Annotated in this window: 17 protein-coding genes; 10 read left to right on the forward strand and 7 right to left on the reverse strand. The window is 69.4% G+C overall.

The features are described 5' to 3' along the window. Positions 1-2: 2 nt before the first annotated feature. The 7 genes from AC068D_RS05785 to AC068D_RS05815 all read left to right on the forward strand — a co-directional run bounded on the left by AC068D_RS05785 (position 3) and on the right by AC068D_RS05815 (position 6,861). Positions 3-1,286, forward strand: a complete 1,284-nt coding sequence (locus AC068D_RS05785) for an MFS transporter (protein ID WP_478821695.1) — start codon at positions 3-5, stop codon at positions 1,284-1,286. A 10-nt stretch (positions 1,287-1,296) separates the two neighbouring features. After that, on the forward strand, positions 1,297-2,220 hold the full coding sequence (locus AC068D_RS05790) for a JmjC domain-containing protein (protein ID WP_478821696.1): 924 nt from the start codon (positions 1,297-1,299) through the stop codon (positions 2,218-2,220). After that, the gene (locus AC068D_RS05795; protein WP_478821697.1) at positions 2,220-3,143 is read left to right on the forward strand and encodes an aKG-HExxH-type peptide beta-hydroxylase; all 924 of its coding nucleotides are present in this window, start codon (positions 2,220-2,222) and stop codon (positions 3,141-3,143) included. Before AC068D_RS05790 ends, AC068D_RS05795 begins: the two co-directional genes overlap by 1 nt. A 125-nt stretch (positions 3,144-3,268) precedes the next feature. Continuing rightward, complete coding sequence (locus AC068D_RS05800; protein ID WP_478821698.1) at positions 3,269-4,573, forward strand: sensor histidine kinase; 1,305 nt, start codon at positions 3,269-3,271, stop codon at positions 4,571-4,573. Continuing rightward, positions 4,570-5,250, forward strand: a complete 681-nt coding sequence (locus AC068D_RS05805) for a response regulator (protein ID WP_478821699.1) — start codon at positions 4,570-4,572, stop codon at positions 5,248-5,250. Before AC068D_RS05800 ends, AC068D_RS05805 begins: the two co-directional genes overlap by 4 nt. A 158-nt stretch (positions 5,251-5,408) precedes the next feature. Further along, positions 5,409-5,891, forward strand: a complete 483-nt coding sequence (locus AC068D_RS05810) for a hypothetical protein (protein ID WP_478821700.1) — start codon at positions 5,409-5,411, stop codon at positions 5,889-5,891. A gap of 523 nt (positions 5,892-6,414) precedes the next feature. Then, entirely contained in the window at positions 6,415-6,861 is a 447-nt protein-coding gene (locus AC068D_RS05815; protein WP_478821701.1) for a hypothetical protein, read from the forward strand. Between the two features lie 20 nt (positions 6,862-6,881). Here AC068D_RS05815 and AC068D_RS05820 read toward each other — a convergent pair whose 3' ends face one another. Both AC068D_RS05820 and AC068D_RS05825 read right to left on the reverse strand, forming a co-directional pair. Then, a complete protein-coding gene (locus AC068D_RS05820; RefSeq protein ID WP_478821702.1) occupies positions 6,882-7,055 on the reverse strand; it encodes a hypothetical protein in 174 nt (57 codons plus the stop codon). After that, a complete protein-coding gene (locus AC068D_RS05825; RefSeq protein WP_478821703.1) occupies positions 7,043-8,095 on the reverse strand; it encodes a radical SAM protein in 1,053 nt (350 codons plus the stop codon). The genes AC068D_RS05820 and AC068D_RS05825 overlap by 13 nt, the downstream gene beginning before the upstream one ends. 248 nt (positions 8,096-8,343) lie before the next feature. Here AC068D_RS05825 and AC068D_RS05830 point away from each other — a divergent pair, with 248 nt between their 5' ends. Beyond that, positions 8,344-10,503: an ATP-binding protein gene (locus tag AC068D_RS05830; RefSeq protein ID WP_478821704.1), complete on the forward strand. Its 2,160-nt coding sequence runs from the start codon at positions 8,344-8,346 to the stop codon at positions 10,501-10,503. Between the two features lie 313 nt (positions 10,504-10,816). Here the strand turns inward: AC068D_RS05830 and AC068D_RS05835 are convergent, their stop codons facing one another. Continuing rightward, the gene (locus tag AC068D_RS05835) at positions 10,817-11,830 is read right to left on the reverse strand and encodes an aldo/keto reductase (RefSeq protein WP_478822021.1); all 1,014 of its coding nucleotides are present in this window, start codon (positions 11,828-11,830) and stop codon (positions 10,817-10,819) included. A 5-nt stretch (positions 11,831-11,835) separates the two neighbouring features. After that, positions 11,836-12,291, reverse strand: a complete 456-nt coding sequence (locus AC068D_RS05840; protein WP_478821705.1) for a MerR family transcriptional regulator — start codon at positions 12,289-12,291, stop codon at positions 11,836-11,838. Positions 12,292-12,391: 100 nt separating this feature from the next. On the opposite strand from AC068D_RS05840, the gene AC068D_RS05845 reads away from it, so the two are divergent. Both AC068D_RS05845 and AC068D_RS05850 read left to right on the forward strand, forming a co-directional pair. After that, complete coding sequence (locus AC068D_RS05845; protein WP_478821706.1) at positions 12,392-12,856, forward strand: GNAT family N-acetyltransferase; 465 nt, start codon at positions 12,392-12,394, stop codon at positions 12,854-12,856. A 23-nt stretch (positions 12,857-12,879) separates the two neighbouring features. Beyond that, complete coding sequence (locus tag AC068D_RS05850; RefSeq protein WP_478821707.1) at positions 12,880-13,695, forward strand: serine hydrolase domain-containing protein; 816 nt, start codon at positions 12,880-12,882, stop codon at positions 13,693-13,695. Positions 13,696-13,764: 69 nt separating this feature from the next. On the opposite strand, the gene AC068D_RS05855 is transcribed toward AC068D_RS05850, so the two are convergent. The 3 genes from AC068D_RS05855 to AC068D_RS05865 are packed head-to-tail and all read right to left on the reverse strand — an operon-like array spanning position 13,765 to position 16,549. After that, a complete protein-coding gene (locus tag AC068D_RS05855) occupies positions 13,765-14,403 on the reverse strand; it encodes a hypothetical protein (protein ID WP_478821708.1) in 639 nt (212 codons plus the stop codon). Beyond that, on the reverse strand, positions 14,400-15,869 hold the full coding sequence (locus AC068D_RS05860) for an ATP-binding protein (RefSeq protein ID WP_478821709.1): 1,470 nt from the start codon (positions 15,867-15,869) through the stop codon (positions 14,400-14,402). Before AC068D_RS05860 ends, AC068D_RS05855 begins: the two co-directional genes overlap by 4 nt. Beyond that, positions 15,866-16,549, reverse strand: coding sequence for a response regulator (locus tag AC068D_RS05865; RefSeq protein ID WP_478821710.1), 684 nt, complete (start codon positions 16,547-16,549; stop codon positions 15,866-15,868). Before AC068D_RS05865 ends, AC068D_RS05860 begins: the two co-directional genes overlap by 4 nt. Positions 16,550-16,560: the final 11 nt, after the last annotated feature.

The raw sequence follows: 16,560 nt of genomic DNA on the forward strand, positions 1-16,560 counted from the left end.
GCATGCCCAGCCTGAACAAAGGACTGACCGACCGCCTGGCCGGCAGCGCCATGGGACTGCGCGACTTCCGGTATCTCTGGGCCGGGCAGGCGGTCAGCGCCGTGGGAGACCAGCTCTTCAACGTGGCCGTGTCCCTCCGGGTGATCGAGAGCGGCGGCGACGCCGGCGACGTCGGGCTGGTGATCGGCGCCCGCATGCTCGCCACGGTGCTGTTCGCGCTCGTCGGCGGTGTGTGGGCGGACCGTGTGTCCCGCCGAAGAATCATGATCTACGCCGATGGGTTCCGCCTGGCGGCCATCACCGCGGTAGTCCTGGGAACGTTCGACACCGGAACACTCGCCCTGGCCGCCCTGACCTTCCTCGTGGGCAGCGGCGAGGCGTTCTTCCGTCCCGCATATGGCGGGCTGGTGCCCTCACTCGTCCCCGACGAGCGGTTGCTCAGCGCGAACGCGTGGCGAGGCGGCATGGAGAGTGCCGCGGCCGTGGTGGGACCAGCGCTCGGCGGACTGCTCGTGGCCACCTCCGGGACCCGGTTGGCCTTCGCCGTCAACGGGGCCACGTTCGCCGTCAGTCTGGTGTGCGTGCTCGTGGTGGCCGAACCGCCGATGCGGGAAGCGGCGACCCGCTCCTCCATCATCCGGGAGACGCGCGAGGGGCTGTCGGCGGTACGCCGCGTCCGCTGGACGTCTGCCGTTCTCGCCATGACCGCGGTGCAGACCATGTTCGTCGTCGCGCCGCACATGGTCCTGCTGCCGGTCATCACGCAGGAGGAGTTCTCGGGGCCCTCGTCCTACGGCCTCGTGCTCGCCGCGTTCAGCCTCAGCGGCCTCGTCGGCACGATCGTCGTCGGGCGCGTTTCGTTGCGGCACCCCGGAACGAGCGCGATCGTCTTCAACGCGCTCTTCGCCGCCGTGCCACTCGTCCTGCTCACCCCGTTCTCGGTGTGGTGGGTGGTGTGCGGATACATCGTCGCGGGACTCGCGATGATGCCTTTCAACGTCCTTCTGCAAACCGCACTCCAGCGGCAGTTCCCCCCGTCGCTTCTCGGCCGGGTGACCTCGGTCGACTGGTTGTGCAGCCTCGCCCTGCTGCCGCTCGGCCTCGCGTGTGCCGGGCCGCTGGCGGACGCATTGGGCCGCACGACCGTGCTCGTCGCCGCCGCGGTCGTCCACCTCACCACCGCGGTATTGGTGCTGGCCGTGCCCGGAGTGCGCGATTTCCATCAGAAAGAACGGTCAGACGCCGAGTTTTCGGAGGTATTAGATGGCCCTGGAAAAGGTTCTTGAAGACCCGTCCATGCTGGCATCCATACGGGACAGCAAGCCGTACGTCAGCCGGAATCTGGGCGACTTGGACGATGTGTTCTCGACGGAGATCGCCCAGAGGCTCCTCTTCGACCGAGGACTGCGCGCCCCTTACATCAGGCTGTGGCGCAAGGGCCAGGACATAGGAGTGCGAGGCTCCGGCAAGGGCAAGGGCGGATCCGACGAGCGCAGGGTCCTTTCCGGGCTCGCGGATCCGCAGTACGTCGTGTCCGAGATGCGGGCGGGAGCGACACTCGTCTTCCAGGCGATGTCCACGTACTGCCCCGAGGTGGCGTCCTTCTGCGCGGCTCTGAGCGAAGACGTCGGATGCCCCGTCGCGGCCAATGCCTTCCTGACTCCGCCGCGTTCACAGGGTGCGCCGATCCACTACGACATGGCCAGTGTCTTCATACGCCAGTTGGCCGGCTCCAAGACCTGGCGACTTCATGAGCCGCCCACCATTTGGCCGATCAGGCGCTCGAAGCCGGGCGACACGCCGGTGACCCCGCTCGCTCAGGAAGTCACTCTCCATCCCGGTGACTGCCTCTATCTGCCCCGTGGTTACTACCACGAGGGAATCACGGGAGACGACGGATCCGTTCACATCACGTTCTCCGACGGAGTGGAGGATCACTGGGTCGAGGTCCTGCACGACGTACTGGACCTGGTGGCCCAGCGAACCGAATCACTGCGGGCCCGGCTGCCCGGCAGGGCCGAGGCGCTGAGCGGCGAGTCGAAGGAGCTCTGGACGTCGATCCGGGAGGATCTTTCCCACGCGCTGGAGGGTCTGGGCGACGAGATGGTGTCCGCGCTGATCCTGCGGCGCCTCCAGGCACGCGAGGAGGAGCTCTCGAAGACGGAACAGGTCTCGCTCGCCGAAGTCCTGGCAGTGGAGCCGAAGCCAGGAGACGCGTAATGGGGGCCGGCCGGGACGAAGCGATCCGGGTCGGGATCACCCCGACCGGCACCATGAGCCTGGCCCGAAGCCACCGCAGGGCGATCCTCCAACGCCTCGATCCCTGTCCCGACGACGTGCGTGAGCCCTCCTGTCTGCACCCCGGCCTGGTCTGGGAGGCGACCCGACCATCCACCGCCGTGGATGCCGGGCGCGTCGCCGACCTCCTCCGCGGTCTGGACACCGCCGCCGCCATGCCTCCGCTCGAGCACATCGTGCTCGACGGGACACCGATTCCCGACTGGTGCCGCTGGGGCCTAGGGCAACTTTCGGCGGACATCCAGCAGACAACGGGCACGGGGGACGCCGAATTCGGCGCACCGGACATGAAGAAGGGAATCGAGCACCTGGAAGCCGCCCGGGAGACCCTGCGCAGGGTCTGGCCGGAAGCCGCCCTGGAAACGGATCTGCTGGTCCGCGTCATCGTGTACGTGCAGGGTGGCGCCTTCCGCTCGGGCACCCTCCGGCAGACCTTCGGAGCCGTCTACCTCGGTACGGCCAGTGTCGAAAGCACTCCCGCCGCTTTCGAGGCCCTCCTCCACGAAGGCGGCCACCACGCCCTCTACCTGCGCAACCACTTCGAGAGGTTCGTCACGAACGGCGACGTCATGGTGAGCCACCCGCTGCGCCCGGACCCGCGACCCGTGGCAGGCGCCGTGCACGCCGCGCACGTCCTCGCACGCATGGCGTACGGGCTGGGACGCTGGGCACGGGATCCGAGTGCGGCGCCGGAGGTCGCGGACCGGCGCGACAGCGCCCTGCTACGTCTCAGGGGAACGATCGCGGCACTGGAACCGGTCGCCGAGTGGACGGAGCGAGGTCGCTTGTACTTCGAGGACCTGCGCAGGTGGGAGAGCGAACTGGTGGCCGCCCACCCCGCCTGAGACAGGGCGCGCACACGCGACACGGACCGCGCACCGGGTGCGCCGTGTCATACCCCGGTATGACATCGCATCCGGCCCCGCGGTACGACGTGCGGCCCTGACGCGGCGCCTACGCTGAGCACGTCATGTCCCGGACTCCGAACCCCCCTCCTCCCGCGCCGCCGGCCGCCCTTCGCCGGTATGTGCGTGAGGCGTTGCGCGGCCTCACGCACCCTTCGCACCCGCCCACCGCTCTGCTCGCCAACTCCCCGAAGCGGTGGCGACGGGTCGCACCGTACGTCGTCGTGCTCGCGCTCACCGCCATTCTGCTGCCGGTGACGGCCGACACCCTCAAGGGCGACTACGGGATGAATCCCCGGCTCGCGGAGGTGCTCGCCATCGGGTCGGCGGCGCCCTTGCTGCTGATGGCTCACCGACCGCTGCAGGTCTGGTGGATCGTCCTGCCGGTCGACATCATCTGCGCGGTGAACCTGGCGGGCCTGCCGCCGCGCCCCGACACGATCGGGCCCTGGCCACCGCCGCTGCTCCTGGGTTACCTGTTCCTCATGCTGGCCCTGGCCCTGCGCGAGCCGCGCCGCACGCTGGTCATGGTGTGGCTGCTGACGGGCGTGGCCGGGTTCTTGCTGAGGCAGCCGGTGCCCGACCACGGCGACAGGGGCAACGATGTGCTGCTCTTCGTGCTGAGCGGGGTGGTGCTGTTCATCGGCGGGGCGCTGCGCGAACGCAGGGACGTGCAGCGGAGACTGACCGAGCAGCAGACCATCAGCGAGGCGGAGCGGGCACAGCGCACGCTCCTTGAGGAGCGCACCCGAATCGCCCGTGAGCTGCATGATGTGGTGGCCCACCATATGTCAGTGATCACCGTGCAGGCGGACTCGGCACCGTTCCGGATCCAGGGCATGCCCCCTGCGGCCCAGCAGGAGTTCGCGACGATCGCGGCCGGCGCCCGGGAGTCGCTGGCGGAGATGAGAAGGCTGCTGACCGTTCTGCGCAGCGAGGGCGCGGAGGGGGAGCGCGCGCCCCAGCCCGGGCTCGACCGGGTGCAGCAGTTGGTCGAGGCGACGGTACGGGCCGGAGTGCCCGCCGAACTGTCCCTCCCGTCGGGACTTGGCGACATACCGCAGGCCGTGGACCTTTCGGCGTACCGCATCGTCCAGGAAGCACTGGCGAACGTGGTGCGGCACGCGCCCGGCGCGCGGACCAGGGTCTCCGTGGCCGCGGAGGACGCCCACTTGACGGTGCTGGTGGTCAACTCCCCCGCGGCCGAGCCGGTTTCGCCGCTGGAGACCACCGGAACGGGGCACGGGCTGGTCGGTATGCGTGAGCGCGTACGGTTGACCGGCGGCACCCTGGACTCCGGGCCGCTGCCCGACGGCGGTTTCCGGATCGCCGCGCGCATGCCCCTGACGACGGCGAAGGACCCCAGTTGACCATCCGTGTGATCGTCGTCGACGACCAGGCCATGGTGCGCGCGGGGTTCGCCGCGCTGCTGTCGGCGCAGGCGGACATCGACGTCGTCGGGGACGCGCCGGACGGGCGCCAGGGCATCGCGGTCTCCCGGGCCACCCACCCGGACGTGGTGCTGATGGACGTGCGGATGCCTGAGCTGGACGGGCTCGCGGCCGCCCGGGAGATCCTGTCGCCCCCGGCGGGCGTCGTCCACATACCGAAGGTGCTGATGCTGACCACCTTCGACGTGGACGACTATGTGTACGAGGCCCTGCGCGCCGGTGCGTCGGGCTTCCTGCTGAAGGACGCCCCACCGGCGGACCTGATCTCCGCGGTCCGCGTGATCGCCGCAGGCGAGGCCCTGCTCGCCCCTTCGGTCACCCGCCGTCTGATCGCCGACTTCGCCTCCCAGCGCCCCGCCCCGCGCAGGGAGCGTGCCTCGCTCCGTCTGGGCGCTCTCACACCGCGCGAGACCGAAGTCCTGGAACTGATCGCCCGCGGGCTGTCCAACCAGGAGATCGCCGACCGGCTCGTGGTGGCCGAGCAGACGGTCAAGACCCATGTGGGCCGTGTCCTCGCCAAGGCCGGCCTGCGCGACCGGGCGCAGGCCGTGGTCTTCGCGTACGAGTCCGGGCTGGTGACCCCGGGCGACGGGTAACCGTCACCCGGTCAGGTCAACGGATCTGCTCCTCCCGAGCACGCTCGTGCCCGCCACGAATCGGGAGGGTCTCCCGGAAAGACATGACACTCCGCCCGTGTGGGAAGAAACTTCTGCGGACTCGCACGACGTGGCTGACTGCACATGCAGGGGGAATCGTGGATCCAATCTCAGTGGGATTACTGGCGGCCCTGGCCGGGGGCGCCGGAGGGGAATTGGGCAGGCAGGCCTGGGCAGCGCTGTCCGGTCTCGTGCGGCGACCACTCCACCGCAGCCTTGCGCCGGAGGGCATATCGGGATCCGAACCCCGTTCAGGCACCCAGCAGTTGATCGCGTTGCAGCACAATCCCCAGGACCATGAACGTGCTCAGGCGCTGAGCACAGCGCTGGTGGACCGGTCCGCGGTGGATCCCGAATTCGCCGCGCAATTGCGGCTGTGGATCGAGCAGGCCAGCCTTGTCCGGCTGGAGGACAACCCCGTCCACAACACGGTGAGCGGGAACGTCCAGGGAACCGTGGTGCAGGGTCGTGACTTCTCCAACCTCACTTTCACCACCAGTACGCAAGGTTCTCCACCTGCCCCTGACCGGCCCGAAGCAACCGACCGCCCGGCCGACCCCCGGCGGCCGAGCGGTGAGTGACGCGGGTCGCGCGCCCGCGCCCGACGTGCCGTCCGGCCGACATGCCCAGGCCGCAGCCCGCGGAGAACACCACATCGAAACGGGCTGTGTGGACACGCTGCTGGCGGCTCTGCATGTCGACGAAAGATCGATCAGGCTCGACTGCACATCGGCATGGCTGCGGGCTCATTGGCGCCGTCTGTCGGTGTGCGGAGTCCATCTGTCGACTCCTGAGGAAGTCACACTTCAGGGATACACCCCGTGCGCGGTCGTTCCGAACGCACCTCTCGCACCGGCTGCGAGGCATTTCCCGCTCATCTCGCGGTTCCTTGCGTCGCCGAAGACTCCCCCCGGCCTCTGCCTCGGTTTTGGCAGACTGCCCGGCTCCAGCCGCCTGGTGGCCGAGGCCTCGGAGGAAGCCCGCAGGTCAGGGTTCGTGCCGCACTATGGCTCCCGATATTCCCTGGGACCGCACTCGGGAAGGCTGGTGGACGTGCTCTCGGCCCCGGCCGGAGTTCGGACGACCACAGTGGCCGACCCCCGTGTGGAACAGTACTCGGAGTCGCTCCAGACACAACGCGTCGGCATGCACTACGACAACGTATGGACGCGTGGGGGCGAGGGCGAGCGTTTTCCACGCGACGTACGCGTCGCGTCCGCCGACCGGCGGGTCATTCACAACATGGGACCGGGAAAGCGCTCGATGGTCGTCGCACTGAACATGTCGTCCCTCAGTCTGTCCGACAGGATCAGTCCTGGCCACGGCAGACACATACCGACCACCAGGCAGCTGCGCGACTTCCTCATCGCGCACCCGGATGAGGTGGCGCAGATCGTCTGTGTCGTGTGGACCATCGAGGTGGGTGACCTCGTGGTGCTGCCCGCGGGTCTCGCCTTGCACGATGGGTCGATGGAGGGCCATCAGGACACCTCCCACGCCCTTGTCTTCGCAGGGGCCTTTGCCCGTCGTGCCTTCTACTACGACAGCTGAGTTCAGGTGATCGCCCGGCCTCAACTACGGTTCATCGACTGGAATACGTCGAGGACGGGACCGTCGCCGGGGCGGTCCGGGCCGCCACTCCAGTCATGGAGCGGCCGCAGCAGCCACTCCAGATGGTCCGCACCAGCCTGCACGGCCTGTTCGAGGCTCTCGTGCGGGGTTTCTTGTGGCTTCAGGTTCGACACAGCAACGCTCCTTCGACTTTGGCTTGATGGAGATTCCGACAGTAGGAGGTCTCGGTGACGTCAAGCCGCCCCGTCTCGAAATACTTGTTCGCCGGCCAGCCTCCGCCACAGGCGGCGGCATAGCGGCACGTCCGGCGGCAGGCGTCCACACCGGCAAGAGCTTCACGCACCCACGCCACGTCACCGGCACGGCCGACCAGATCCTCAAGGGGCTCTTTGAGTACGTTGCCCACGGTGAACGGGCCGTGCCTTGGATGACCGAAGCCGACCAGATCTGGCGATATGACGGTCACCTCCCCGTTGTAGGCCACCGTCGGAATGGGCTCCACGGGAAGGGCCCGGAGGCTCGCCGTAGTGACACCCCTTCGGATGGCTTCATAGCAGTTGGCCACCGCCTCGAGCTCGCGCAACCGCACCACCGGATTCACCCGCCACTGCGAGTAGATCTCGTGGAAGAACTCGACCCACGCACTTCTGACGGCCCGTGAAGCCTCGTGATGGGTTCCCTTCACCTCCACGGGGAGAATGCCGAGCTGCCTCACGCGCAGGACTCGGGCATGGGCGTAGACGGCTCGGGCGACCTCGGGCAGGGGCTCGCGCACAACCGACAGCATGTCGAACGGGATTCCCCTGCGCATGAGCACCGCTGTCCCTGCCTCGATCCTCGGCCCGGCCGACGTGCCCGCTCTCGTGAGCCGGTCGCTGTTCATGGCGCCGGGGCCATCGACACTGACGGACACTCGGACGTGAAAGCGCTCGAACAGGTCGCACCATGAATCGTCCATCAGGGTGGCGTTCGTCTGGACTCGATGAACCGTGCCGACGGGCCAGGCCGACAGCAGTTCTCCGAACCTCCGGACGCCCACCGTGAGCGGCTCCCCCACGTGCCAGAGAATCTCCGGCGAAGGGCCGGACTCGCTCCAACGCACCGTCGCTTCCGCCGCGGCTCGGAGGACCGCGTCCGACATGTCCAGGCGCTTGTGCCTGTCCGGCAGATAGCAGTACCTGCAGTCGAGATTGCACAAGGTCGTGGGCTGCATCACCACTACGGACGGCCGCAGGCCCAGACAGGCACCGTTCTCATCACCGGACGTAGCGTGCACGCCTTCCCTCCTGGGGCCACTCCGCACAGTTCCTCCAAAGAGGACAGTGCCTCCCTCGGGCCTTGTCAACAGGGCACGACGCGGGACCCCACGGAGCCGGGGCATCCACTTCTCCGGGGCATGGACACGTTCTCCCTCGTCCAAGTACCGTGCAATTCCCGCACTCAGACGATTACTGAGGGCTCATGAGCCACCCCGCCGATCCCGTTCCTTCCAGCGGCACACACAACGACTTCCCCGGCACGGCCCACAATGTCGTCCAAGCCGGCCAGGTACTCGGCGGTGTGCATTTCCACACCGCACACGCACGTGCCGCGGCGGTCCCTCGGCAACTCCCCCCTCAACCGACCCATTTCACCGGCAGGGCGGCGGAACTGTCACTGCTCGCGTCGCTGGTGCCCACAGAGTCAATCCTCCGGCAGACCGTCGTCGTCTCCGCACTCGCCGGCGCCGCAGGAGTCGGGAAGACAGCCCTCGCCCTGCACTGGGCCCACACCGCGCGCGACCGCTTCCCCGATGGCGACCTCTACATCAACCTCCAGGGCTACGATCCCGGCCCGCCGCTCACGGCTCACCAGGCCCTGGAACACGCCCTGGTGAGCTTGGACGTGGCTCCCGACGGCATTCCCCAGGGCCTCGACGCCCGGGTGAGCCTCTACCGCACGCTCGTAAGCAGCCGTCGCATGATCATCGTTCTGGACAACGCGCATGACGCCGCTCAGGTGCGCCCCCTCCTACCTGGTACCTCACCGTCCTTGGTGCTCGTCACCAGCCGAAGTCGGCTGTCGGGCCTGGTCGCACGCGAGGGCGTGCAGCGGATCGCGATCGACTCGCTGTCGCCTGACGAAGCGGTGCAACTCCTTCGCTCCGTGATCGGCCGACAGCGGGTTGACGCGGAACCCGCGGCCGCGGAACTGCTGGCGGCTCACTGCGTCCACCTTCCTCTGGCCCTGCGCATTGCTGCTGAACAAGCAGTCGCACGACCAGGTCTTTCCCTCGAGGCGTTGGTGGCGGAGCTCGGCTCTGGAAGCAATCGGCTCGATGCCCTGGCGACCTATGACGACGACGAGTCGACGGCCATCCGTGAGGTGTTCTCCTGGTCCTACCACCGTCTGCCACCGACAACCGCACGGACGTTTCGCCTGCTCGGACTGTCGGCGGGCCCCGAGATCAGTGTGACGGCGGCCGCCGCGCTGACAGGAAGCACACCGGCCCGGACCGCCCGCGTCCTCGCGGGACTGTCGGGCTTGCACCTGCTGGAGGCCGTGGGGTCGGACCGGTACCGCTTCCACGACCTGCTGCGCGCATATGCCGGCGAGTGCAGTGCGGCCGAGGACGACGAGCCCGACCGCCGTGCTGCCTTACGGCGGCTGCTGATGTGGTACCTGTTCACGGCGGAGGCGGCATCGGCCGTGTTCGACATCCGCCGGGGCCCTGCACCCTTCGACGCGACGACCGACGATCAACCTGACCCCGCAGTGACGCTCACCTTCGGTTCCCGAGGGGCATCGACACAGTGGTGCGAGGCCGAATTCCTCAACCTGCTCGCCGCTTGCCGCCAGGCCGCCGAGATCGGCGAGGACGACGTGGCCTGGCAGTTGCCCATCGCACTCAGGTCCTTCTTCCAGCTACAGAGGCCGACGACCGACTGGATCGCGGCCACGAAGACGGCTCTGGACGCCGCCCGGCGCCTGGGAGACCGGCGTGCCGAGATGATCGTTCTTCGCAATCTGGCGGCCGCCCACAACTACTGCGGCCGCTACGAGGAGAACCTGCAGTACTGCCGCGAAGCCCTGGCCATTTGCCACGAGATCGGCGAGGACGAAGGCTGGTTCCTCAACAGCCTCGGGGACTCGTTGGTGTCGCTCGGCCGCTTCGACGAGGCGATCGAATGCCTGCGCAGGGCTATGGACGCCTGCGAGCTCAACAGCGACTCCACGCTGGCCGCTCACACGCTGGAGAATCTGGCGCCCGCCTACAGCGCGCTGGGACGCCATGAAGAAGCCATCGAGGCGCTGCGGCAGGCCTTGGCAATCTTCCGGGATCTCGGCCGCGCCTTCGGTGAGGGGCTGGTTCTGGACAAGCTCGCCGACATCCATCTATCACTGCGCCGCTTCGACAACGCCATCGGCTTCGGGACACAGGCTCTCTCCCTGCACAGGGACGTCGGGAACCGCTTGGGCGAGGCAACCGCCCTGAGCGTTCTCGCGCAGGCGTTCAAGAGCACAGGACGGGCCGGCGAGGCCCAGGAGCACTGGCAGCACGCCCTCGTGATCCTCGAAGGCCTGGGTCATCCCGAAGCGGACGAGGTGAGAGGGCAATTGCGCACCCTGGGCGGCACTTGACGTGTTTGCGCCCCGTCGGTGCGGTGTGTCGAAGGGCGTCCCCGGCCCGCACAACCCAGCCGAGACACCGCTGAGACACCGCCGAACGACGGTCTGCCGTGCCTACCGCCGCCCTCGGGTCGTCGGCACGAGCGCACGGGATCCAGCGGGCCAGCTCGCCGGCCCCCTCCGTCACCGTGCGCGGGCTTGACGGAGGACTCCGGCCGGACCGTGACCACGGACGGCCGCGACGGCCACGTGGGCGCGGTGCACCTCCGTAGCCCCGCCGACCCCGCACCCCGCGCAGGGGAAGCGCACCCCGAGCCGCCGGAGGCTACTCGCGGGAGTCCGCAGTGGATGACATGTCCATGTAGCGGTCCCCCGCCACCTGCCCCGCGATCGGCTCCAGCAGGGCCAGCTCTTCCCCGCTCAGACGGATCCGCGTCGCGGCCACGTTCTCCTCGAGGCGTGAGCGCTTGCGCGTGCCCGGGATCGGGACGACCGCCAGACCGTGCACCTCCGCGCGCTGCTGGACCCAGGCGAGAGCAATCTGCGCCGCCGTGGCTCCGTGGGCTGCCGCGAGCTTCTTCACCGGCTCCAGAAGAGCCGCGTTCGCCGCTGCGTTCTCCCCCACGAACCGGGGCAGATGGCGGCGGAAGTCCCCCGCCGGCAGATCCGCGTCCGCATTCGCGAACGAGCCGGTCAGAAAGCCCCGCCCGAGCGGCGAGTACGGCACCAGGCCCACCCCCAGCTCGGCCGCCGCCGCCACGGCGCTGCGCTCGACGTCACGGCTGAAGAGCGACCACTCGGACTGCAGAGCGGCGATCGGGTGCACGGCATGCGCCTCACGCAGCTCCACGCCGGTGACCTCGCTCAGCCCGAGGTGCCTGACCTTGCCCGCCGCGACGAGCTCGGCCATCGCTCCGACCGAGTCGGCGAGCGGCACGGCAGGATCGCGCCGGTGCATGTAGTAGAGGTCGATGACGTCGACGCCCAGCCTGCGCAGGCTCGCGTCGACCGCCTCGCGGATGTACGCGGGATCGTTGTTTATCCCCCGGTAGTGCGGATCGTTCGTGCGGACGATCGAGAACTTCGTGGCGAGGGTGATCTCGTCGCGGTGTCCCGTCACGAACGGCCGCAGGAATTCCTCGTTCGCGCCCCTCCCGTACACGTCCGCGGTGTCGAAGAGCGTGACGCCCGCCTCCAGCGCCGCGTCCAGGGTGTCACGCGCCGCGGCCGGGTCCGTGTCGCCGTAGAACTCGCTCATGCCCATGCAGCCGAGCCCCTGCACCCCCACCTCGGGGCCGTCCGTACCGAGCCGTACCTTGTCCATCGTGCCGTTCGTCATCGGGCTCAAGCCCTCTCCGACGCCCGCCGGGCGTCCGCGTAATGGCTGATCTTGTGGTCGAGGACGGCAAGCGTGTCCTGGAGCTCCGCGATCCGGGCCAGTACGTCCCTGCGCGTGCCCTCCAGCAGCTCCTGCCGCTCGTCGACGGTGTGGTCGCCCTCGCGCACCAGCTCCGCGTACCTGACCATGTGCGCGACGGGCATCCCGGTACGCCGCAGTTTGCCGACGAAGTTCAGCCAGTCCAGATCGCGGTTGCGAAAGCGCCGCTGGCCGGTGTGCGACCGGTCGATGTGCGGCATCAGTCCGATCCGCTCGTACCAGCGCAGCGTGTGTGCGCTGAGTCCGGTCCAGGCGGCGACCTCGCTGATCGTGTAGTGGTCCTGCCCCTCGGGCCTCGGGCGGGCCGGGGGCACGGGCTCACATACGTCGGTTGTCGCGGATGTGGTCTCCAGCACCGTCATGACCTCCACGCTATGAGGTTGGAGTGCACTCCAAGCAAGCGAAAGGGGCGAGGCGAAACCCTTCGGCACCGCACGGCCGTTGCGGCTAACCTCCCCCGCCATGAGCCTCGCACGCCGCGCACGCCCCGAAGATGCCGAAGAACTGGTGCGTCTGCGCACCGTCATGCTCGACTCGGTACAACACGGCCGGGAGCCGGACACCAGCTGGCAGCCCGTAGCGGTCGAGACCCTGCGTCGTCGGCTCGCGCACCCCGGTGACGATCTGACCGCCTTCGTGGTCGAGCGTCCGGGAGGGCTCGCCGCCTGTGCCATCGGCACGATCGAGCACCGGCTCGGCAGCCCCGGGAATCCCACGGGCACGACCGGTTACGTCTTCAGTGTCGCCACCGATCCCGACCACCGCCGCCGGGGCTGTTCGCGCGCCTGCATGGAGGCACTGCTGAACTGGTTCGGCGAGCGCGGCGTCCGCAGGGTCGACCTGCGCGCCTCCGAGGAGGCCGAGCCTCTTTATGCGTCGCTCGGCTTCGTCCGCACCCCCGATCCGGCCATGCGACTCACCATGTGAGGTCATACTTTAAGGTCGTACGCATGCACAGCCTGGCGTTGACCGAGAACTGGCCCGTCCCGACCGCGGCTGCCGCCGTCGTCCGCGCGGACGGCACCGTCGCCGGGGCGTACGGCCCCACCGCACATCGCTTCCCGCTGGCCTCGGTCACCAAGCCGCTCGCCGCCTACGCCGTGCTCGTCGCGTACGAGGAGGGAGCGGTCGAGCTCGACGAGCCGGCCGGCCCCGAAGGGTCCACGGTCCGCCATCTGCTGGCCCACACCAGCGGTCTTGCCTTCGACGAGCACCGTGTGACGGCCGCGCCCGGGACCCGCAGGCTCTATTCGAACGCCGGCTTCGAGGTGCTGGGCGACCATGTCGCCAAGGCGACCGACATCCCGTTCGCGGAGTATCTGCGGCAGGCCGTGCTCGAACCGCTGGGCATGACGTCCACCTCGCTCGAGGGCTCGCCCGCCAAGGACGGTGTGTCGACCGTCGACGACCTGGTCAGGTTCGCCGCCGAGGTGCAGGCCCCGAGGCTGCTCGACGCCCGGACCGTCCTCGAGGCGATGTCCGTGGTCCACCCCGGTCTCTCGGGCATCCTCCCGGGCTACGGGCACCAGAAGCCCAACGACTGGGGCCTCGGGTTCGAGATCCGCGATGCCAAGTCCCCTCACTGGACGGGCGCGGCGTCCTCTCCCCGTACCTTCGGGCACTTCGGCCAGTCCGGCACCTTCCTCTGGATCGACCCGGATGCCGGCGCGGCCTGCGTGGCGCTGACCGACAGGGCCTTCGGGCCGTGGGCGGTGGAGGCATGGCCACCGTTCACCGACGCGGTCCTGGCCGAGCTGCGCGGCTGACACGCCCACGGGCGACGAAGCACGGCCGCCCGGCACGGGCCCGGCCGCACCGCACGGAGGCGGGCCGGATCACGATCCGTCGGCCGTGCGCGTCGGCAGCGGTTCCACGCGGGCGTCGACCGAGCACACGGCCGGTGACAGCGTCGTGCCCCGCCCCTTCAGGCTCACCCTGACCCTCCCGGTGGCGTCCTCGGCATGGGCGACCGTACAGATCAGCTGCCGTCGCGCGGTGTCGTCGAGCCCGCCGGGATCGACCGGCAGGTCGACCTCGACCACCGGAACGGCCGGGGAGCCGACCCGTGCGTGTGCCGTCGCGATGGTGCCGGACGGGAGCGGGGGCAGCGCGCTGGTGAGTCCGGCGGCACGTTCCTCCTTGACCGGGCCGCCGAACAGTGCCACGAGCGTCCTCTCGGTCGATCCCCCCGGTGGCTCGCTGCTCTGGGGCGTGGCGGTGGATTCGCTGGCGAATCCACCGCTGCCGGATCCGCCGCTGAGGAATCCCTCCGCCGGCGGCTGCGTGGGGCGGGCCACAGGTCTCAGCACACCGTCCGGGGAAGGGAAGAAGAGCAGCATCCGCTCCCCCCGGGAGGGGAAGACCGCGATCGTGGCGGGCCCGCCTGCTTCGATGACGTCGGTCTCCTGGATGCCGCAGCCCCCGAGCAGCAGGGCGGCCGAGGCCATCAGGGCGGCTGACCGGACGTGCCTCATGCCGTGTCCTCCCCCGTGCCGAGCGGTATCTCGACGGTGAAGACCGCACCGCCACCGGGCGCGTCGGCGGCGCGCACGGTGCCGCCGTGCAGCCGGACGTTCTCCTGGGTGATCGCCAGTCCGAGGCCGCTGCCCGCCGAGCGGGCACGGGCGGCGTCGGCCTTGTAGAAGCGGTCGAAGATATGGGGAAGCACCTCGGGGCGGATGCCCGGGCCGCGGTCGGCGACCTCGGTGACCAGCACGGGCGGGCCGTCGGCGCGCGCCTCGGTGCGCAGCCGTACGGTCACGGGCGCGGCGCCGTGCCGCAGTGCGTTGCCCACGAGGTTGGCGACGACGAGGTCGAAGCGCCGCGGATCGAGCCGGACCCGGATGCCGTCGGGCAGCTCGGTGCGGACCTGGTCGGTCCAGTGCCTGTGCTGCAGGGTCTTGCGGATGGTCTCGGCCGCGTCGACCTCGTCGGTGTTCAGCTCGGCCGCCCGGGCGTCGAAGCGGGAGATCTCCATGAGGTCCTCGACGAGCACGGCGAGCTTCCCCGTCTCGGCGCTGATCAGCCGGACGGCCTTTGCCGTGTCGGGGTCCAGACGCTCCGCGTCCTCGTCGAGGACCTCGGTGACGGCGAGCATCCCGGCGAGCGGAGTGCGCAGTTCGTGCGAGACGTCGGAGGCGAAGCGGCGGGCGCGCGCCTCGGCCTGCTGGAGCTCGTCCACGGACCGTTCGAGCTCGCCCGCCGATTCGTTGAACGTACGGGCCAGATCGGCGAGTTCGTCGCTGCCCCTGACCCTGATCCTGGTGTCGAGCCGGCCGCTGCCCATGCTGCGGGCGGCCTCCCGCAGTTCGCGGACGGGACGCAGCACACTGCGTGCGGCGAGCAGCGCGGGCACCAGGGCGACGGCGAGACCGGGCAGGGCGCCGTCGCGTGCTGCCGTGACGAGGGCGTCGACGTTGGTCTGTTCGTCGGCCATCGGCATGACGGCGTAGATGACGAGCCCGGAGGGCAGCAAGCCATCGGGACCGACCTTGAAGACGGTGGGCATGGCGATGGTCAGGTACGGGGCGCCGTTCTTGACCACTCGCTCGAAACTGCCGTTCGGACTGGCCGTGGCGGCGCGACGCAGTTCCGGGGTGATCACGGTCGACGTGGGACTGGTGCCGGAGGAGACACGCATCGAGCCGTACTCGGCGAACACGACCCAGGGGTGCGGCTTGCCCTTGCGGGCGATGTCGCGCAGCACTTCCTGCAGCGCATTGCGCTCGACGGGCAGTGCGGTGGCGAGCAGCTGGACCTGGTCGCGGAACGACGACACCGCCGTGTCCTGGGAGGTCTCGAGGACGGCGTTGCGCGCCTCCCGGTAGGTCAGGGCGGCGGTGGTGCCTGCGCTGACGAAGGCGACGAGCAGGAACGCGAGGAGCAGACGGGTGCGCAGTCCGAACGCGGCGATGCGGCGGTGACTGCGGTGGCCGCTCACAGCGGTCCGAAGCGGTAGCCGAAGCCCCGCAGGGTCTGAATGTAGCGGGGGCGGCCCGCCTCGTCCTCGATCTTGTTACGCAGGCGTCTGACGCACGCGTCGACCAGGCGGGCGTCGGCGTGGTAGCTGTGCTCCCACACGTGCTCCAGCAACTGCTGGCGGCTGAACACCTGCTCCGGTGCGGCCGAGAGATGGAGCAGCAGCCTCAGCTCGGAGGGGGCCAGGGTGAGTGGCCGGCCCGATTTGGTGACCGTGAGTCCGTTCCGGTCGATGGCCAGTTCGCCGTGTGTCTCGATGGCGGGCCTGCCGGAGCCGGGTTCCTCGATGCGGCGCAGCACCGCCCGTATACGGGCCTCGATCACCGCGGTGCGGGCCGGTTTGACGATGTAGTCGTCCGCGCCCGCCTCCAGTCCGATCACGACGTCGAAGTCGTCGCCGCGTGCCGTGAGCATGATGATCGGCAACTGGCTGCTCTCGCGGATCCTCCGGCAGACCTGGACGCCGTTCATCCCGGGGAGCATCAGGTCCAGCAGCACGAGATCGGGCCTGAACCCTTCGAGCGCGGCCAGCCCCGCCTCACCGGTGGCGGCGGAGCGCACGTCGTGGCCCCGTCGGCGCAGGCCGAGTTCGACCCCTTCGCGCACGGAGAGGTCGTCCTCGATGAGGAGCACTCGGGGCATGGTCGGTCTCC

This window comes from Streptomyces sp. NPDC043861 (assembly GCF_056435905.1).